Origin of the sequence: Neorhizobium phenanthreniclasticum (assembly GCF_040066075.1) — a bacterium.
Classification (GTDB): Bacteria; Pseudomonadota; Alphaproteobacteria; order Rhizobiales; family Rhizobiaceae; genus Neorhizobium; species Neorhizobium petrolearium.
Genome location: NZ_JBEAAL010000012.1, coordinates 127,020 through 145,091, shown reverse-complemented (window position 1 = coordinate 145,091; position 18,072 = coordinate 127,020). Strand labels below are relative to the sequence as shown.

Here is an 18,072-nt window from a genome sequence, read left to right as displayed (position 1 = left end):
AGGGAGGAAATGGCATGAGATCCAAACTCGCAGGCATCGGGCTGGCGCTCGCGCTCGCTATCGCCCCCATCGCCAAGACCAGCGCAGCCGATCTGACAATCTTTCATTCTTGGTCGAATGAAAGCGAGATCAAAGCTCTCAACGTATTCGTCAAAGCGCTGAAAGCCAAAGGCAACACCATCAAGGAACTGGCGGTTCCGCATGAGCAGTCCGGAGCAGGGGGGCCGATCGTGAGCCTGGTGATTGCCGGAACGCCGCCGAACATCTTTCTGACCGGCAATGCTGACGTCTATCGGGATATTCGTGATCGCGGGCTTGGCCAGACCGTGGGCGAATATTTCGACAAGATCGGCGCAACGCCGAATTTCCCGGCCGCCGTACAGGAAGCGATCAAGGTCGACGGCGAGGTGCGCAAGATCCCGCTCGGAATTCATATCGACGGCATGGTTTACTACAATATGAAAATCGCAAAGGCTGCGGGCGTCGATCCGACGCAATGGAAGTCGGCGGACGATATGTTTGCCGACATGGATAAGGTGAAGGCGGCCGGCTACAATTTCATCGGCGTCGGCGGCAATACGTTTCAGGCAGGCTACCTGTTCCACGCTCTCATGGCGGCGGTAGCCGGCCCTGAAGTCTACAAGAAGTTCTACAACGTATCTGACGGCGGCAAGCCGGATCCGTCGGTGTTCGAGGAAAAGGGTCTTCGCGACGCGATCGAGATGTTCCGGAAGATCACTGCCCAGGCTGACGAAGGCTGGACGAACCGCCAGTGGAACGAAACCACGAATACGGTGATTTCGGGCAAGACGCTGATGCAGTTCCACGGGGACTGGATGAAGGGGCAGTGGAAAGCCAACAACAAGGTGCTGGGCGAGGATTTCAACTGCATCAACTGGCCGGGCACCAAGGCTGTGGCTGTCACGGTCGACGCCATGGGCATCCTCGGTGGTGCTCCTGTCAGCAAGGATCAACTCGCCGCGGAATTCGACATGGCATCAATTGCCGTCGATCCGGCCAATAATGGACAATTCGCAGCCTATAAAGGATCGACCCCGGTTCGGGTCGATGCGCCGGAGGACAAGCTCGACGCCTGCAACAAGCTGGTTCTGAGCAATCTCGCCAAGGACAATTCCAGCGTGCTCAATCCGTTCTATATTTCGGATTCGGACTGGATCAACTCGATCTGGAACACGATGTTCACCTTTCAGGGGGATCGGAACATGACGACAGACGATGTGATCGCCATGCTGAAAGGCGAATACGAGTCGATTTTCAACTGAAGCCCTCCCAGTGGACTGACTGCAAGCCGGGCGCGCGAATGCGTCCGGCATTTTTGTTCCCCGAGTTGTCCTCACGGGCCGAAGCCGGAGTGATTGCAAACCTCGGGCAAAGATGCGCAGGCGATCGGCGAGCTTGAAAGGAGGCTTCGGCGTCGCGCCCGTCAGGGAGCCGTTCCAAAGAAGGCGAGCCGGGTGAGGATGGTATAGTTTGCCTCCGAGACCATGAGGGCCGTGAAGACCAGCACCAGCGCCGGTGGCAGCAGGATGGCATAGACGAGCGCCAGCCGTTCCCAGGCCATGTGCATGAAGATGGCGACGATCAGTCCCGCCTTGAGCATCATGAACACGAGAATCAGCGACCAGCGGGCAAAGCCCTGGATTCCGAGATAATCGACCATGTAGGAAAAGGCGCTGAGCACGAAGAGCAGGCCCCAGACGAGAAGGTAAAGCCGGATCGGATGTTGCTGCCCGGTATGCGTCTGTGTGCGTGCCTGCGTGTGCGTTTGAGCATGCGCGGTTGTCTCGCTCATGACGATCCCCCTCACCACAGATAGAAAAATGCGAAGATGAACACCCAGACCAGATCGACGAAATGCCAGTAGAGGCCCATGATCTCGACGGCTTCGTAGTGACCTTTCCTGCTGGTGAAGAAGCCGCGCCGCGCCTCGTCGAAATCACCCCGCCAGACCTTGCGGGCGACGATGAAGAGAAAGATGACGCCAATCGTGACGTGAGTGCCGTGAAAGCCGGTGATCATGAAAAAGGATGAGCCGAATTGCGCCGCCCCCCAGGGATTTTCCCAGGGGCGCACCCCTTCCGATATCAGCTTCGTCCATTCGAAGGCCTGCATGCCGACAAAGGTCGCACCGAGAAGCGCTGTCGCCAGCATCAGGGCAGCCGTCCGGCCGCGTTCCCGGCGATAGCCGAAGTTGACCGCCATCGCCATGGTGCCGCTGCTTGAGATCAGCACGAAGGTCATGATCGCGATCAGGATCAGCGGAACATCCTGCCCGCCGATATGGAGCGCGAAGACCTCGCTCGGATTGGGCCAGGCGACGGGCGTCGACATGCGCGCGGTCATATAGGCCAGCAGAAAACATCCGAAGACGAAGGTGTCGCTCAAGAGAAAGATCCACATCATCGCCTTGCCCCATGAGGCGGTTTTGAAGGCGCGCTGATCCGAGGCGAAATCGGAAGCGACGCCGCGCAGTCCGGCGGGGTGGAGATCAGGATTGCTGTGTGTCTGGAGAGACTGTGTCATCCAGGAATCCCCTGGTTCAGCAATTGGCGGCAGAGATCGACAAAGTCGTTTGCCCAGCCGGCAAAGAGCGCAAAGAGCATGAGCCAAACGGCGAGCATGAAATGGGAGTAGATGGCGGAAAGATCGACGCTGAGGCGCAGCCTGTCCTTCCGAGCATCCGCCACGAATGATCTGGCGGTCGTTCGGCCGAGCACGACAAGGCCACCGAGGACGTGCAGGCCGTGCAAGCCCGTCAGCATGTAGAAGAAACTGTTGGCGGGATTGTCGGCAAGCACGTAGCCGGTCGACATCAGTTCGCGCCACGCCTGGATCTGTCCGACGAGAAAGAGGGCAGCGAGAAGGAAAGCGGCGGCAAGCATTGGCTGCAGGGTCTCCATATGGCCAAGCCGCGCTTCTCTTCTTGCCCATTGCAGCACAGCGCTGCTCAGGACAAGCACGGCGGTATTCACCCAGAGCAACCGGGGGACCGGCATTCCTCCCCAGTCCGAGGCCTCCATCCGCATGAAATAGGCGCTGACAGAGAGGCTGAAGAGGGCGCCGACGACGCCGAGGAAGACATAGAGGCCGATTTTTACCGCCACAACAGGCGGCTCTTGCCCGCCTGCCACCGCCTGCACCGGACTTGCTTCAAGCCAGGGCTTCGAGGTCAACCGCTGCCCGGCCAGCCACCAGATAATGATGGCACCGATCGCGGCAAGAAAGACCAGTGCGACGTTCATGCGACGACCTCCCTTGTGACGCCGCTTGCCGGTTCCGTCTGTGGGATGAAATCCTCGGCCGCTCCCGGCACGCTGTAGTCATAGGCCCAGCGGTAAACCACCGGCAGATCCTTGCCCCAATTGCCATGTGCAGGCGGGGTCTGCGGCGTCTGCCATTCGAGCGTCGTCGCCCGCCACGGATTGCCGCCTGCCTCCCGGCCCCTGAAGAGGCTCCAGACCAGATTGAACAGGAAGACGATCTGAGCCGCGCCCACGACGAGCGCCGTGACAGTGATGAAGACATTCAGCGTATGGGCCGAAGGCGGAACAAAGGTTGTCTCTCCAAGCTCGTAGTAACGGCGCGGCACACCGAGCAGGCCGAGATAATGCATGGGAAAGAAGATCGCGTAGGTGCCGAGGAAGGTGATCCAGAAATGGATCTGGCCGAGTGCTTCGTTCAGCATGCGCCCGGTCACCTTCGGATACCAGTGATAGATCGCCCCGAAGATGACAAGGATCGGCGCGACGCCCATGACCATGTGGAAATGCGCGACGACGAACATGGTATCGGACAGCGGGACGTCGACGACGACATTGCCGAGGAAGAGGCCGGTCAGGCCGCCATTGACGAAAGTGACGATGAAAGCCAGCGCGAAAAGCATGGGCAGCGTCAGATGAATGTCGCCGCGCCACAAGGTCAGCACCCAGTTGTAGACCTTGATTGCCGTGGGGATGGCGATGATGAGCGTGGTCGTGGCGAAGAAGAAGCCGAAAGCCGGGTTCATGCCGCTGACATACATATGATGCGCCCAGACGATGAAGCTCAAGCCGCCGATGATGATGATCGCCCATACCATCATGCGGTAGCCGAAGATGTTCTTGCGCGCATGGGTGCTGATCAAGTCCGAGACGATGCCGAAGGCGGGGAGGGCGACGATATAGACCTCAGGATGCCCGAAAAACCAGAACAGGTGCTGGAACAGGATCGGGCTGCCCCCGCCATGCTGCAACTGCTCGCCCATTTCGACGATGGCGGGCATGAAGAAGCTCGTGCCGAGCAGACGGTCGAACAGCATCATGACGCAGGCGACGAAGAGGGCAGGGAAGGCCAGCAGCGCCATCACTGTCGCGGTAAAGATGCCCCAGACGGTCAGGGGCATGCGCATCAGCGTCATGCCGCGCGTGCGTCCCTGCAGCACCGTCACCACATAATTCAGGCCGCCCATGGTAAAGCCGATGATGAAGACGATCAGCGAGGAGAGCATCAGGAGGATGCCCCAGTCCCTGCCGCCGGGCGTGCCGGACAGAACGGCCTGTGGCGGATAGAGGGTCCAGCCGGCCCCCGTTGGCCCGCCCGGTGCAAAAAAGCTCGCGACCAGGATCAATACGGCGAGCAGGTAGATCCAGTAGCTCAGCATGTTCGCATAGGGGAACACCATATCGCGTGCGCCGACCATCAGCGGAATGAGGTAATTGCCGAAACCGCCGAGGAACAGTGCCGTCAGGAGATAGATCACCATGATCATGCCGTGCATGGTGATGAACTGATAATAGCGGTCGGCATCGATGAAGGCGAAATAGCCGGGAAAGGCAAGCTGCAGGCGCATCAGCCAGGAGAGCACGAGCGCCAGAAGACCGATCGAAATGGCCGTGACCGAGTATTGTACGGCAATGATCTTGGCATCCTGGCTGAAGACATATTTCGTCCACCAGCTTTTCGGATGATAGAGTTCAACATCCTCGACTTCGGCGGACGGGACGGTGCCTGCGTCGCCGGATGGAATCTCGACCATGATATCTCCTCCCTTCCTTCCGATGCTGCCTTCCTGCCCGATTCAATTTGCCGGTTGCGGCTCTCCCAATGCCAGGAGCTGGGTGAACGTCTGTTGCTGCTCCAGCCATGTCTGGTAGTTCGCTTCGTCATCAACGACGACGGTTCCGCGCATCTGCGAGTGGCCGACGCCGCAGAGTTCGGCGCAGAGGATCTCGAAGGTTCCCGTTCGCGTCGGCGTAAGCCAGAAATAGGTCACCATGCCAGGGATCATGTCCATCTTGGCGCGAAATTCCGGCACGTAGAAATCATGAAGGACATCGACGGAGCGCAGCAATACCCGGACCGGCTTACCGACCGGCAAGTGCAGCTCTCCACCCTCGATGATCACGTCGTCCAACCCTGCGGAATCGTTCGTGTTGAGGCCGAGCGGGTTTTCAGGGGTAACGTCGCGCGTATCCGACCGGCCGAGTTTACCGTCGGCTCCCGGCAGCCGAAAGCTCCACAACCATTGCTGTGCCACGACCTCCACAGGGACGGCTTCGTCCGGCACCGTGACGAACTGGTTCCACACCACAAGGCCGGGCGCGAGCATGGCTGCGACACCGACCGCCGTTACCGATGCCAGCATCCATTCCAGCTTGCGGTTCTCAGGCTCATAGGCCGCTCGGTTGCCTGGTCTGTGTCGGAAGCGGAAGACGCAATAGGCCATGAAGGATACCACAGCCACGAAGACGATGCCGGTGATCCAGAAGGTAATGACCAGCGTGCTGTCGATATAGGACCAGTTGGACGCGATCGGCGTCCACCACCAGGGGCTCAGCATGTGGAACAACACGGAGCCCAGCACCAGCAAAACGAGAATCAGCACGACAGCCATTATCGCCCCTCCCTGAGCCGATCCGACCGTGGATATGAACCGCATTCCGCAAATATTGGCCTTAGTATCTCATAGACATAAAATGCGTGTAATTACAGAAAATTAGGCATTTTCAACCGATCTGTTCCGCAGTCGGTCAACTTGCAGCGCCCGTTTCGGACAGCTGATTTCTGCTCGTCCTTCAGGTCGCCGAATGCCGTCTTCGCAGCTTTCACCTTCAATTTTGGGTTGCGAAGATGGCCACGTAACGTCGTTGCGTCTCCCACGCGCCGATTAGCAGAAGAAAACGATATTCCATGGCAAACCTCATCCTCCTCAAGGTTGCCCAATCGCTTCAGCATCCACTGCTATCCTTGTGCGGATGAATTTGCGATCTCTAAAAAGTAGTCCTTCGCAGTAGCAAGTCAATCGGTTCCACCATTCGAAGGTCTCAAGCAACATATTTGGCTCCACGGGCAGTCACCTGATTTGAGGTTCGCAAGGCATGAGATCGCATGCTGCTCGATAGAACTCCTCGCTGAGAGCCTCACTGATAACGGAGGGCAGGGGCCTAGATTCTGTGCCATCAAAACGCGGGAACCGTGCCATTCTTACTTTGCAGGAACACGGCACTCTAACTTTGTGGCTACACACAATAATTTCATAATACATATTATGGAACCAAAGACCGTACCCTAAAGTCCAGAAATCGAGTCTTCTTGGCATATAGGAATTTTCTGTCGACACAATGTGTGCAATTGTCGCCGCAGCATCGCTGACGTTGCATAGGACGGTGATTGATAGTGACGAAAGAAACGGAAAAAAACGGTGTTACCCGCGTCCGCGGCTCCGGCACCCAGAGCGTCTATACCGTACTCCGCCGTGAGATTCTCGCCATGACGCTGACGCCGGGCAGCCCGCTTGACGAGGTCCGGCTGTCGGACCGTTTTGGCATGTCGCGCACACCGATCCGTGAGGCGCTGCTGAGACTTTCCGGCGAGGGCCTCGTCACGACGCTGCCCAATCGCAATACGATTGTCGCGCCTATCGATTTCGCGGCACTACCCACCTATTTCGACGCGCTGACGCTGATGTACCGCGTAACCACTCGCGGCGCAGCATTGCACGCGACATCGGAGGCGATGGGCGATATCCGCAGGCGTCAGGAGGAATTTGCCGCGGCCGTGGTCGCCCGCGATGCCTTCGCGATGATCGAAGCTAACCGCGAATTCCATGTGGCAATCGCCGAACTTGCCGGCAATCCCTATTACACCGCCTTGTTTACGCGGCTTCTCGATGAAGGACGACGCATCCTGAGGCTCTACTACCGCACCTTCGATGACCGCCTGCCCCGCCAATATGTCGATGAGCACGAAGAGATGATCGCTGCGATCGAGGCCCGCGATCCAGAGCGTGCCGACCAGCTCGCCATCAGGCATGCCGCCCAGATCGTCAAACAGATCCAGGACTATGTCGCCCGCGATCTCGGCCATCCGATCGATCTCTCGGCCAGCTGACCCATACCTTCCGAATTCGTCACACAGGATAGATACCATGAACAACCCTTCGGTCGATGCCGTCGTGATCGGCTCGGGTATCATTGGCGCGATGGCGGCGCATTACCTGCAGCAGGATGGCCGTTCGGTGATGATGATCGAACGCGGAGAGGTATCGAGAGGCGCAAGCAGCGGCAATGCCGGCATTCTTGCCTTTCCGGAAATCATCCCGATCGCCGCGCCCGGCACGATATGGAAGGCGCCGAAATGGTTGCTCGATCCGCTCGGTCCCCTCAGCCTTCCGCCCTCCTATGCGCTCGCCATGGTGCCGTGGCTGTGGCGCTTCTGGCGCGCCGGCGCTCGCGCTGCTTTCAATCGAACGGTCGAGGTGAACGCGAAAATGATGCCGCTGGCACGCAGTGAGATGCTTCGGGTCATCGGGCGCACCGGCCTCGAGAAGATGGTGAGCCGGACCGGGACACTCGACCTCTACGACAGCGAAGAAAGCCTCTTTGCAGCATCGACCGATTGGGAGGCGAAACGCAATGCCGGCTTCGAGTTCAACCGGGTGGGCCGCAGCGAAATTGAAACCCTGCAGCCAGGACTGGCGCCGCAGTTCCGGCATGGCATCTTCACCCCGGATGGCCTGCAGGTTTGCGATCCTTACGATTTCACGAAAGCACTTGTCGACCACGCCATCTCTTGCGGCGCCTCGCTCAGGATCGGCGAGGTCACGCGCATCGAACCGACGGCATCGGGTGCCCGCGTAGCGCTTTCGGATGGCGCAGCCTTCGAAGCAAAGACCGTCGTGCTTGCCGGTGGTGCGTGGTCGAAGTCCGTCGCCGCAAGTCTCGGCGATTATGCGCCGCTCGAAACCGAGCGCGGCTACAACACGACATTGCCCCCCGGTGCCTTCCCGCTGCAGCGCCAGCTCTATTTCAACGACCACGGGTTCGTGGTGACGCCGCTTTCCTCCGGCATCCGCGTCGGCGGCGCGGTCGAGCTCGGAGGGCTCAATCTGCCGCCGAACTACAAGAGGTCGGAAGCCATGCTGAAGAAAGCGAGGGCTTTTCTGCCCACACTACAGGCTGAGGGTGGCCGCCAATGGATGGGTTTTCGCCCCTCCATGCCGGACTGCCTGCCTGTCATTAGCCCTTCGAGTGCCACACCAGCGGTCATTTACGCCTTCGGCCACGGGCATCTCGGCCTGACCCAATCGGCAGCAACCGGACGTCTGGTCGCCGATCTTGCCGCTCGCCGCCAGCCCGCCCTTTCCATCGAGCCGTTTCGGATCGGCCGTTTTCGTTAATCCTTGAGAGCATTCGCAGGCGCCGGAAAAATGCGTCCAAATGCATTGTCGACAAACTAAATACAAACCTGTATAGAACCTTCCAATATTGAAAAGGAACCGGCTATGTCCTGGTCTCATCCCGTCCCGAAGATCACCGATGACGAGCGACGACGGCGCCTTCAGCGGCTGCAGACCACGCTTGCGGAAAAAGGTCTCGAAGGACTGCTGCTTGGTTCGACGGAAAGCCTGCGCTATTTCACAGGCCTCGAATGGCATCCAAGCGAGCGCCTGCTCGGCGCGCTGGTGACGCCGAAAGACGTTTATTACATCGCGCCCGGCTTCGAGCGGAGCCGCGTCGAAACCCTACCCCGGCTTCCGGGCGAAATCGTCACTTGGCAGGAGGATGAGTCGAGCGCGGCGCTGGTTGCCTCGCTGATGCCGGCGGGAGGAAAGCTCGCGCTCGATGATGCCCTGCCGCTCTTCGTCTACCATCAGCTCGCCGCGATCTTTGGCCCTGACCGTCTTGTCGATGGCGGCCGGCTCATCCGCGATTTGAGGCTTCGCAAGTCGAAGGCCGAGATTGCTCTGATCGAACATGCGATGGGCCTGACACTGGAGGTCCACCGCCGCGCACATGCCCTCATCAAGCCGGGCGTCAAGGCTTCCGAAGTTGTTCGCTATATCGACGAGCAGCACCGCGCGCTTGGCGCCGAAGGCAGCTCGTCCTTCTGCATCGTCTCGTTCGGGCTGGCGACCTCGTTGCCGCACGGCGCCGATGGCGACCAAGTCTATGCACCGGGTGATGTCGTGCTGGTCGATACCGGCTGCCGGCTGGACGGCTACCACTCCGACCTCACCCGCACCTATATGCTGGAAGAGCCTACCAAGGAATTCGCGGACGCCTGGGCGGTCGAACGCGAGGCGGAACAGGCCGTATTCGACGCCGCCCGCCTCGGCGCAACCTGCGGCAGCCTCGACGACGCAGCCCGGCGGGTGCTCGCGAGACACGGGCTAGGTCCGGATTATATGCTGCCGGGCCTCCCGCATCGCGCAGGGCACGGATTGGGCCTCGAAATCCACGAGGAACCCTATCTCGTCCGGGGCAATGCAACTGCTCTGGAACCCGGCATGTGCTTCTCGAACGAGCCGATGATCGTTTTCCCCGGCCGGTTCGGCATCCGTCTCGAAGACCATATCCATATGACCGAAACCGGGCCTGAATGGTTCACCCAACCCGCAAAAAGCCCGACGGAGCCGTTCGCGTGACAAGCCCCGACAGGGACACGCGCATGGTACGATCCATCAACCACAGGAGTTCTTCCAATGACCACAGGCTGGACCGGCGTCTTTCCCGCAGTGACGACACAATTCAATGAAGATTTCTCCGTTGACTTCAAGGCTACGCAAGGCGTGCAGGATGCGCTCGTCAATGATGGCGTCAACGGCCTCATCGTCATGGGGACCTGCGGCGAGAACAATTCGCTCGACCCGGAAGAAAAGCGCACGATCCTGAAAGCTGCCGTCGAAGTGGTGAACGGTCGGGTGCCGGTCGTCACCGGCGTTTCCGAATTCGACACCCGCCGCGCGGTGGCTTATGCGAAAGATGCCGAAAAGCTTGGTGCCGACGGCCTGATGGTGCTGCCGGCGATGGTCTACGTGCCGAAGCCCGAAGAGCTCGTCGCCCATTTCAAGGCGGTTGCCGAAGCGACCTCGCTGCCGATCATGCTCTACAACAACCCGCCGGCCTATCGCGTCAATATCGGCGTCGACGTGCTGCGCCAGCTCGAAGACGTGCCGAACATCAAGGCGGTCAAGGAAAGCGCACCGGATCCGCGCCGCTTCACAGACCTGATCAACGTCTTCGGCGACCGGTTCGATATTTTCGCCGGCCTTGACGACGTGGCGCTCGAAGGGCTGCTGCTCGGTGCCAAGGGCTGGGTCTCCGGCCTCACCAGCGCCTTCCCGCGGGAATCCGTCGCGTTGGTTGCCGCTGCTGAGCGGGGCGACTGGGAAGAGGCCCGTAACATCTATCGCTGGTTTATGCCGCTTCTGCATCTCGACGCGGAACACGACCTCGTCCAGTCGATCAAGCTCGCCGAGCAGATCATGGGCCGCGGCTCCGAGCGCGTGCGCATGCCACGCATGCCGCTTTCCGGCGCGCGCCGGGCAGAAGTCACCGCCATGGTCGAGAAGGCGGCTGCGACACGTCCGACGTTGAGCAGAAAGGCTGCGTAGGGCAGCCCTCCTTTTCACGGTCAACTTTCAATGCCGGGCCTTGTGTCCGGCATTTTCATGTCAGGTTACCGCTGCCCGCCCGGCTCATTACTCTGGTCCAGCACCCGGCTAAGGCTGAGCGCGATGATCGTGCAGATCGCCCCGGAAATCAGATATCCGCCGATGAAGATGATACCGAAACTGCTGGCGAGCCCCAGCGCCACCAATGGCGCGAAGCCTGCGCCGACAAGCCAGGCGAGATCGGATGTCAAAGCAGCGCCGGTATAGCGGTAATATTGCCCGAAACGGGAGGAGACGGCCCCCGAGGCCTGGCCGAACGAGAGGCCCAGAATACCAAAACCGATGATGATGAACGCATCCTGCCCCGTCCCGCCGGCATCCAGCAGGAACGGCGCGGAAAAGCTGAAGATGGCGATGATAACTGCGCCGATCATCAACTGGTTGCGACGGCCGATACGGTCGGCGATGACGCCGGACAATACGATCCCGATAACGCCGACAGCCGCGCCCGCAACCTGCACCCAAAGGAATTCCGCGGCCGACTGCCCGCCTGTGAGCGTTATCCAGCTCAACGGGAAGATCGTTACCAGATGGAACATGGCAAAGCTCGCAAGCGGCGCGAAGGCGCCGAGCACAACGTCATGGGCGTGCTTGCTCAGCATTTCGAAGACTGGCCGGGGCTCCAGTTCACGCGCCTCCATAGCCGCTCCGAACTCCTTGCTGGCGACGATACGCAGGCGGGCGAAGAGCGCCACGACATTGATCGCGAACGCGACGAAGAACGGATAGCGCCAGCCCCAGGAGAGAAAATCCTCTTCGGAAAGATTAGCGACGAAATAGCCGAACAGGATGCTCGCCAGCGCAAAACCGAAAGGCGCACCGAGCTGCGGGATCATCGCATACCAGCCCCGGCGGTTGGGCGGCGCGTTGAGATTGAGCAGCGAAGCCAGCCCGTCCCAGGCTCCGCCGAGCGCAAACCCCTGCCCCAGGCGGAAAAGCGCCAGCAGCGCCACCGACCACAGGCCGATCGTGTCGTAACCTGGCAGGAAAGCGATCGAGGCCGTCGATCCGCCCAGGATAACCAGGGCGACCGTCAATTTGGTGCCACGCCCGTAATTGCGGTCGATCCACATGAAGACGAACGAGCCCACCGGCCTCGCCATGAAGGCGAGCGGGAAGATCGCGAAGGACATGAGGGTGGCCGCCACCGGATTAGGGGCGAACGGGAAGATCAGCTTGGGGAAAACCAGCACGGAGCCGAGGCCGTAGACGAAGAAATCGAAGAACTCGGACATGCGACCGATGATCACACCGATGGCGATGCTGCCAGGCGAAATCGGCTTGTCGTCATGAATGCGGCGAGCATCCCGCTCCATACCTGACGATGTGGGATTGACGACCGTGCTCATAAAGCCTTCCTCCTGGCGATAATCCGCCTCAGCCTTGAAATGTTGATCAAATGCCGGCCGAGTTCAAGGAACCTCTTCAAAAAACGCCGATTGTAGTGGCACGAGACTCTGGCGGGCCAGGGGTTCTGTCCTAGATTTCCGCGAACAGCGATTGGCATATGCTACTCCAACGGCGACAAGCTTTGACCAAAACGATCGACAAAAAATCTTGCTGCACCGCGACAGATTGCTGCACTGCGACGAACGACCTCATTCCAGCAGGGGCATCGCCGCGATTAGTCCACACTAGACAAAACGCAAATTTCGAGCCCGAGATGCCCACTCTGTTGAAGTTCACCGGACGGTTGTTCGCTCTCCTGCCTGCCTTGGCGCTGACCGGATGCAACCTGGTCGTCATGTCTCCATCGGGCGATATCGCCGCGCAGCAAGCGGATCTGATCGTCGTCTCGACGGTGCTGATGCTTCTGATCATCGTGCCCGTCCTCTGCTTGACGCTGTTTTTCGCGTGGCGTTATCGCAGTTCAAACACTGCCGCGAAATACGACCCCGATTGGCATCATTCGACACGGCTGGAGGTCATCATCTGGTCGGCACCGCTTGCCATCATCATCGCACTCGGCGCCGTGACCTGGATCAGCACCCACAAGCTCGATCCCTATCGGCCGCTGGATCGCATCGATGCCGAAAGGGCCATCCCCGCTGAAGTCAGGCCGCTGAGGGTGGAAGTCGTGGCGCTCGACTGGAAGTGGCTGTTCTTCTATCCCGACTACGGCATCGCGACCGTCAACGAGATGGCCGCTCCCGTTGACGTGCCGATCAACTTCAAGATCACCGCATCGTCGGTCATGAACTCCTTCTACGTGCCCGCGCTGGCCGGCATGATCTACGCCATGCCGGGCATGGAGACCAAGCTGCACGCCGTCATCAACAAGGAGGGCGAATATGATGGTCTTTCGGCGAACTATAGCGGCGACGGCTTCTCCCACATGCGCTTCAAGTTCCATGGCCTGCAGCAGGCCGGCTTCGACGCATGGGTCGCGCGGGTGAAGGGCCAGGGCACAGCACTCAATCGCGACACCTATCTGAAGCTTGAAAAGCCGAGCGCAAAAGAGCCGGTCCGTTATTATGCCAGCGTCGAGGACGGACTTTACAACGCCGTACTCAACATGTGCGCCACGCCGGGCAAGATGTGCATGAGCGAGATGATGCATATCGACATGATGGGCGGCGGCGGCGCGGAAAGCCATGAGAACCGCAACCGGCTGGAATACGACAGCCGCCATGCAGGTGAAGCCGCCCACGGCACGCCGGCTCCCGCAGCTACCTTCCCTGCCACCGGCAACCCGGCCCGCAGCCCCGAACCGGCGGAAGGCGTGAACAATCCTCAGCGACCCCAGTCGCACAACGGGTCTCAGGGGCAGCCGATGAACCACGACATGCACAACATGCAGGGCGATACGCCCGGAAGCACCCCCGGAACCTCGCAGGGCAGTGCCGCGCCGGCGCAGATCAACAACGTCGCTCCGGCAAAGCCCTGAAAGAGATCTGGTAGAAACCCATGTTCGGCAACACCACGCTAACGCAATTCCTCTTCGGGCGGCTTACATTGGAAGCCATCCCCTATCACGAACCCATTCTCGTCGTGACCTTCCTCGTCGTCGCGATCGTCGGCATCGCCATCCTGGCGCTGATCACCAGATACAAGCTTTGGGGCTATCTCTGGAAAGAGTGGTTCACCAGCGTGGACCACAAGAAGATCGGCATCATGTACGTGGTGCTGGCGCTGATCATGCTGCTACGCGGCTTCGCCGACGCGATCATGATGCGCCTGCAGCAGGCGATCGCCTTCGGCGGCAATGAAGGCTACCTCAACCCGCACCATTATGACCAGATCTTCACCGCGCATGGCGTGATCATGATCTTCTTCATGGCCATGCCCTTCGTGACCGGGCTCATGAACTTCGTCGTGCCGCTGCAGATCGGCGCGCGCGACGTCTCCTTCCCGTTCCTCAACAACTTCTCGTTCTGGATGACCACGGCCGGCGCGATCATCATAATGATGTCGCTTTTCGTCGGCGAATTTGCCAGAACCGGCTGGCTCGCCTACCCGCCGCTTTCCGGCGCCGACTACAGTCCGGGCGTCGGGGTCGACTATTATATCTGGGGTCTGCAGGTGGCGGGCGTCGGCACGACGCTGTCGGGCATCAACCTGATCGCCACGATCGTCAAGATGCGGGCACCCGGCATGACCTTCATGAAGATGCCCGTCTTCACCTGGACCTCGCTCTGCACCAACGTGCTGATCGTCGCGACCTTCCCGATCCTGACCGCCACGCTCGCCCTTTTGACGCTCGATCGCTATGCGGGTACGAACTTCTTCACCAACGACCTCGGCGGCAATCCGATGATGTATGTGAACCTCATCTGGATCTGGGGCCACCCGGAGGTCTACATTCTCGTGCTGCCGGCCTTCGGCATCTTCTCCGAAGTGGTGGCCACTTTCTGCGGCAAGCGCCTCTTCGGTTATGCTTCGATGGTCTACGCAACCTGCGTGATCATGATCCTCTCCTACATCGTCTGGCTGCACCACTTCTTCACCATGGGTTCGGGCGCGTCTGTGAACGCCTTCTTCGGCATCACCACGATGATCATCTCGATCCCGACCGGTGCGAAGATGTTCAACTGGCTCTTCACCATGTATCGCGGCCGCATCCGCTATGAGGTTCCGATGCTGTGGACAGTCGGCTTCATGGTGACCTTCGTCATCGGCGGCATGACAGGCGTCATGCTTGCCGTCCCGCCCGCGGATTTCGTGCTGCACAACTCGCTCTTCCTGATCGCTCACTTCCACAACGTCATCATCGGCGGTGTGGTGTTCGGCGTGCTGGCGGGCGTGACTTACTGGTTCCCCAAGGCCTTCGGGTACAGGCTCGATCCGTTCTGGGGCAGGATGAGCTTCTGGTTCTGGCAGATCGGTTTCTTCTTCGCCTTCATGCCACTCTATGTACTCGGCCTGATGGGCGTCACCCGCCGTGTATCCCAGTTCGAGGACCCGTCGCTGCAGATCTGGTTCGTCATCGCTGCCTTCGGCGCCTTCCTGATCGCGCTCGGCATCGCCTCCTTCGTCATCCAGCTCGTCGTTTCATTTCTCAAGCGCGACCAGCTGCGCGATACGACCGGCGATCCCTGGGATGGTCGCACGCTGGAATGGTCGACCTCCTCGCCGCCGCCGGACTACAATTTCGCCTTCACCCCCGTCGTGCACGACCACGACAGCTGGTACGACATGAAGAGCCGCGGCTACGAGCGTCCGCTTGCCGGCTTCAAGCCGATCCATATGCCGAAGAACACCGGCACCGGCGTCATCCTGGCCGCGATCAGCGTCGCACTCGCCTTCGGCATGATCTGGTACATGTGGTGGCTGGCGATCGCCTCTTTCGTCGCCCTGCTCGCCGTCGCGATCGGCCATACCTTCAACTACAACCGGGATTTTTACATCCCGTCGGAAACAGTGGCCGCAACGGAGAACGCGCGCTCGAAACTGCTCGCGGAACGGACCTGACATGCCAAGTCAAATGCAACTTAAAGAAACAGAGAAGCCGGAATTCTACCTGAAGGAAGAGCACCATCCGGAAGGCAGCACCATGCTGGGCTTCTGGCTCTATCTGATGAGCGATTGCCTGATCTTCGCAGTGCTCTTTGCTACCCACGGCGTGCTCGGCCGCTCTTACGCGGCAGGCCCCTCGCCCGCCGATCTCTTCGATCTGCCGATCGTCGCGATCAACACGTCGATGCTGCTCCTCTCATCGATCACTTACGGCTTCGCGATGCTGCAGATGGAGCGGAATGCCAAGGCCGAAACGCTCTTCTGGCTTGCTGTAACCGGTGTCTTCGGAGCGATTTTCCTCGCTCTCGAGCTCTACGAGTTCAATCACCTGATCCACGAGGGCGCCGGTCCGACCCGCAGTGCCTTTCTCTCCTCCTTCTTCACGCTGGTCGGCACCCACGGTCTGCACGTGACCTTCGGCATCATCTGGTTGATCACGCTGATGGTGCAGGTCGCCAAACACGGCCTGATCCCGGAAAACAAGCGCCGGCTGATGTGCCTGTCGATGTTCTGGCACTTCCTCGACGTCGTCTGGATCGGCGTCTTCTCCTTCGTTTACCTGATGGGAGTCCTCGGATGAGCTCGCACCCGCACGCACCCGCCCATGAAGATGCCCACAATGCGCATCACGGGCACAGCAACGGCCACGAGGCTGGTCACGGCACCCTCAGGAGCTACCTCATCGGCTTCTCGCTTTCCGTCATCCTGACGGCCATTCCCTTCTGGCTCGTCATGGGCGGCGTCTTCGACAGCAAGCTGTTCACGGCCTTCCTCGTCATGGGGTTCGGTGTCATCCAGATCGTCGTGCACATGATCTACTTCCTGCACATGAACCCACGTTCGGAAGGCGGCTGGACGATGATGGCGTTGATCTTCACCTTGGTGCTGGTCGGCATCACGCTCGCCGGCTCCCTTTGGGTCATGCATCACCTCAACGTCAATATGATGCCAATGTCACCGGAAATGATGAAGAACATGCCCTGACGGGCAAAACCGATGAGCGCGGCCCCGGATCGCCCAAAGATTGGAAACATGACGCCGGACAAACCGGCCCGTTCGGCGCAGCCCCGCCGGTTTTTCGCGGCGGCCATGCTGTTGCTGGCCGCAGCTTTCCTCGGGCTCGGCACCTGGCAGGTGCAGCGGCTTTTCTGGAAACTCGATCTGATCGCCCGCGTAGACGCTCGCATTCACGCTGCGCCGGTCGCGGCACCGTCACCATCCGCGTGGCCGGGAGTTGATGCTGAAAAGGACGAATACCGGCGTGTGACTGCGTCGGGCACCTTCGATCATGGTAAGGAAACCCTCGTCCAGGCAGTCACCGAACTCGGCGCCGGCTTCTGGGTGATAACGCCGCTCAGGCTGGCGGAGGGAACAACAATCCTGATCAACCGCGGCTTCGTCCCGGTCGACAGACGCGAGCCTGCATCACGTGCCGAGGACGAGATCGAAGGCTCCGTCAAAATCACCGGCCTTCTCCGAATGACGGAACCCGGCGGCGCCTTCTTGCGGAACAACGACCCGGCAAGCGACCGCTGGTACTCGCGTGACGTCGCGGCGATCGCCGCGGCAAAAGGCCTGACGAACGTTGCACCCTATTTCATCGATGTAGATGCGACACCCAATCCCGGTGGCCTGCCGGTCGGCGGACTGACGGTCGTCAAGTTCCGCAACACCCACCTCGTTTATGCAATCACCTGGTATCTGCTGGCCGCCATGAGCGCCGGCGCGGCTTTCGCGATTTTTCGCAGGCAGATTGCCTAAGATTCTCCGCATCCCGCGGATTCGCTCGAGGTGATCTAACTCACTGATCTTTCGTCATCCCGAAAGGGCGTCCCGTTTTCGGCCGATATGCTACAGGCCCGAATTCTCCGCCCTTCAATCCCAGTATTCAGGGCATTCGAATCACTGCCGCCATCGAGAACAGGAGTGAGGATGACGGAAAGTGCCTGTCAAAGCCGCCGCGGCCCTGATTTTGAGAGGTTCTGCCTCGCTTCGGCACGGGATGTGTGGATATTTACAAAATGTTAGCCACGTCTACTAACGGAACTGGAACCATTCAGGGTGGCAAAAGATAGTGCCGTTGCCGCGGGAAAGCCCCCCAAATACCCCTCCCTGCGGCCGGGAAGTCCGGCTCGGATCACATGAGGCGCGTCGGACCTCCT

At 60.0% G+C, this 18,072-nt stretch carries 17 protein-coding genes; 10 read left to right on the top strand and 7 right to left on the bottom strand.

Translation table 11 applies throughout. From position 1 onward, the window contains the following. The first annotated feature begins 14 nt into the window (after positions 1-14). Positions 15-1,283, top strand: coding sequence for an ABC transporter substrate-binding protein (locus ABK249_RS17350; protein ID WP_227705408.1), 1,269 nt, complete (start codon positions 15-17; stop codon positions 1,281-1,283). Positions 1,284-1,444: 161 nt separating this feature from the next. Here ABK249_RS17350 and ABK249_RS17345 read toward each other — a convergent pair whose 3' ends face one another. From ABK249_RS17345 to ABK249_RS17320, 6 genes are all read right to left on the bottom strand, one after another. Further along, positions 1,445-1,813, bottom strand: coding sequence for a cytochrome C oxidase subunit IV family protein (locus ABK249_RS17345; protein ID WP_037145821.1), 369 nt, complete (start codon positions 1,811-1,813; stop codon positions 1,445-1,447). An 11-nt stretch (positions 1,814-1,824) separates the two neighbouring features. Further along, positions 1,825-2,544, bottom strand: a complete 720-nt coding sequence (locus tag ABK249_RS17340) for a heme-copper oxidase subunit III family protein (protein WP_037145819.1) — start codon at positions 2,542-2,544, stop codon at positions 1,825-1,827. Next, the gene (locus ABK249_RS17335; protein WP_227705407.1) at positions 2,541-3,263 is read right to left on the bottom strand and encodes a cytochrome c oxidase subunit 3; all 723 of its coding nucleotides are present in this window, start codon (positions 3,261-3,263) and stop codon (positions 2,541-2,543) included. Before ABK249_RS17335 ends, ABK249_RS17340 begins: the two co-directional genes overlap by 4 nt. After that, a complete protein-coding gene (gene ctaD, locus ABK249_RS17330) occupies positions 3,260-5,035 on the bottom strand; it encodes a cytochrome c oxidase subunit I (RefSeq protein WP_348863472.1) in 1,776 nt (591 codons plus the stop codon). Before ctaD ends, ABK249_RS17335 begins: the two co-directional genes overlap by 4 nt. Before the next feature lie 42 nt (positions 5,036-5,077). Beyond that, a complete protein-coding gene (locus tag ABK249_RS17325; protein ID WP_348863471.1) occupies positions 5,078-5,893 on the bottom strand; it encodes a cytochrome c oxidase subunit II in 816 nt (271 codons plus the stop codon). Positions 5,894-5,985: 92 nt separating this feature from the next. Continuing rightward, a complete protein-coding gene (locus tag ABK249_RS17320; RefSeq protein WP_348863470.1) occupies positions 5,986-6,234 on the bottom strand; it encodes a hypothetical protein in 249 nt (82 codons plus the stop codon). A 441-nt stretch (positions 6,235-6,675) separates the two neighbouring features. On the opposite strand from ABK249_RS17320, the gene ABK249_RS17315 reads away from it, so the two are divergent. The 4 genes from ABK249_RS17315 (at position 6,676) to ABK249_RS17300 (ending at position 10,894) form a co-directional block, all read left to right on the top strand. Continuing rightward, positions 6,676-7,389 carry a GntR family transcriptional regulator gene (locus ABK249_RS17315; RefSeq protein ID WP_348863469.1) on the top strand — a complete coding sequence of 238 codons (714 nt, stop codon included), beginning with the start codon at positions 6,676-6,678 and terminating at the stop codon, positions 7,387-7,389. 37 nt (positions 7,390-7,426) lie between these two features. Continuing rightward, the gene (locus tag ABK249_RS17310) at positions 7,427-8,677 is read left to right on the top strand and encodes an NAD(P)/FAD-dependent oxidoreductase (RefSeq protein WP_348863468.1); all 1,251 of its coding nucleotides are present in this window, start codon (positions 7,427-7,429) and stop codon (positions 8,675-8,677) included. 105 nt (positions 8,678-8,782) lie between these two features. Continuing rightward, on the top strand, positions 8,783-9,925 hold the full coding sequence (locus tag ABK249_RS17305) for a M24 family metallopeptidase (RefSeq protein ID WP_348863467.1): 1,143 nt from the start codon (positions 8,783-8,785) through the stop codon (positions 9,923-9,925). A gap of 57 nt (positions 9,926-9,982) precedes the next feature. Then, a complete protein-coding gene (locus tag ABK249_RS17300) occupies positions 9,983-10,894 on the top strand; it encodes a dihydrodipicolinate synthase family protein (RefSeq protein ID WP_348863466.1) in 912 nt (303 codons plus the stop codon). A 65-nt stretch (positions 10,895-10,959) separates the two neighbouring features. Here ABK249_RS17300 and ABK249_RS17295 read toward each other — a convergent pair whose 3' ends face one another. Next, on the bottom strand, positions 10,960-12,303 hold the full coding sequence (locus tag ABK249_RS17295; protein ID WP_348863465.1) for an MFS transporter: 1,344 nt from the start codon (positions 12,301-12,303) through the stop codon (positions 10,960-10,962). Positions 12,304-12,617: 314 nt separating this feature from the next. Here ABK249_RS17295 and cyoA point away from each other — a divergent pair, with 314 nt between their 5' ends. The 5 genes from cyoA to ABK249_RS17270 are packed head-to-tail and all read left to right on the top strand — an operon-like array spanning position 12,618 to position 17,671. Beyond that, positions 12,618-13,841, top strand: coding sequence for a ubiquinol oxidase subunit II (gene cyoA / locus ABK249_RS17290; RefSeq protein WP_037145786.1), 1,224 nt, complete (start codon positions 12,618-12,620; stop codon positions 13,839-13,841). Positions 13,842-13,861: 20 nt separating this feature from the next. Further along, a complete protein-coding gene (gene cyoB, locus ABK249_RS17285; protein WP_348863464.1) occupies positions 13,862-15,865 on the top strand; it encodes a cytochrome o ubiquinol oxidase subunit I in 2,004 nt (667 codons plus the stop codon). 13 nt (positions 15,866-15,878) lie between these two features. Continuing rightward, positions 15,879-16,490 carry a cytochrome o ubiquinol oxidase subunit III gene (gene cyoC, locus ABK249_RS17280; protein WP_348863463.1) on the top strand — a complete coding sequence of 204 codons (612 nt, stop codon included), beginning with the start codon at positions 15,879-15,881 and terminating at the stop codon, positions 16,488-16,490. Beyond that, the gene (cyoD, locus tag ABK249_RS17275; RefSeq protein ID WP_037145780.1) at positions 16,487-16,894 is read left to right on the top strand and encodes a cytochrome o ubiquinol oxidase subunit IV; all 408 of its coding nucleotides are present in this window, start codon (positions 16,487-16,489) and stop codon (positions 16,892-16,894) included. Before cyoC ends, cyoD begins: the two co-directional genes overlap by 4 nt. A 48-nt stretch (positions 16,895-16,942) precedes the next feature. Then, the gene (locus ABK249_RS17270; RefSeq protein ID WP_348863462.1) at positions 16,943-17,671 is read left to right on the top strand and encodes an SURF1 family protein; all 729 of its coding nucleotides are present in this window, start codon (positions 16,943-16,945) and stop codon (positions 17,669-17,671) included. Positions 17,672-18,072 lie beyond the last annotated feature (401 nt).

What these genes read in the sequence shown, in the direction of transcription:
- ABK249_RS17270 (WP_348863462.1), top strand. Translation starts at nt 16,943, where the DNA reads ATGACGCCGGACAAACCGGCCCGTTCGGCGCAGCCCCGCCGGTTTTTC.
- ctaD (WP_348863472.1), bottom strand. Translation starts at nt 5,035, where the DNA reads ATGGTCGAGATTCCATCCGGCGACGCAGGCACCGTCCCGTCCGCCGAA.
- ABK249_RS17320 (WP_348863470.1), bottom strand. Translation starts at nt 6,234, where the DNA reads ATGCTGAAGCGATTGGGCAACCTTGAGGAGGATGAGGTTTGCCATGGA.
- cyoB (WP_348863464.1), top strand. Translation starts at nt 13,862, where the DNA reads ATGTTCGGCAACACCACGCTAACGCAATTCCTCTTCGGGCGGCTTACA.
- ABK249_RS17300 (WP_348863466.1), top strand. Translation starts at nt 9,983, where the DNA reads ATGACCACAGGCTGGACCGGCGTCTTTCCCGCAGTGACGACACAATTC.
- cyoA (WP_037145786.1), top strand. Translation starts at nt 12,618, where the DNA reads ATGCCCACTCTGTTGAAGTTCACCGGACGGTTGTTCGCTCTCCTGCCT.
- ABK249_RS17340 (WP_037145819.1), bottom strand. Translation starts at nt 2,544, where the DNA reads ATGACACAGTCTCTCCAGACACACAGCAATCCTGATCTCCACCCCGCC.
- ABK249_RS17305 (WP_348863467.1), top strand. Translation starts at nt 8,783, where the DNA reads ATGTCCTGGTCTCATCCCGTCCCGAAGATCACCGATGACGAGCGACGA.
- ABK249_RS17325 (WP_348863471.1), bottom strand. Translation starts at nt 5,893, where the DNA reads ATGGCTGTCGTGCTGATTCTCGTTTTGCTGGTGCTGGGCTCCGTGTTG.
- ABK249_RS17345 (WP_037145821.1), bottom strand. Translation starts at nt 1,813, where the DNA reads ATGAGCGAGACAACCGCGCATGCTCAAACGCACACGCAGGCACGCACA.
- cyoD (WP_037145780.1), top strand. Translation starts at nt 16,487, where the DNA reads ATGAGCTCGCACCCGCACGCACCCGCCCATGAAGATGCCCACAATGCG.
- ABK249_RS17350 (WP_227705408.1), top strand. Translation starts at nt 15, where the DNA reads ATGAGATCCAAACTCGCAGGCATCGGGCTGGCGCTCGCGCTCGCTATC.
- cyoC (WP_348863463.1), top strand. Translation starts at nt 15,879, where the DNA reads ATGCAACTTAAAGAAACAGAGAAGCCGGAATTCTACCTGAAGGAAGAG.
- ABK249_RS17335 (WP_227705407.1), bottom strand. Translation starts at nt 3,263, where the DNA reads ATGAACGTCGCACTGGTCTTTCTTGCCGCGATCGGTGCCATCATTATC.
- ABK249_RS17295 (WP_348863465.1), bottom strand. Translation starts at nt 12,303, where the DNA reads ATGAGCACGGTCGTCAATCCCACATCGTCAGGTATGGAGCGGGATGCT.
- ABK249_RS17310 (WP_348863468.1), top strand. Translation starts at nt 7,427, where the DNA reads ATGAACAACCCTTCGGTCGATGCCGTCGTGATCGGCTCGGGTATCATT.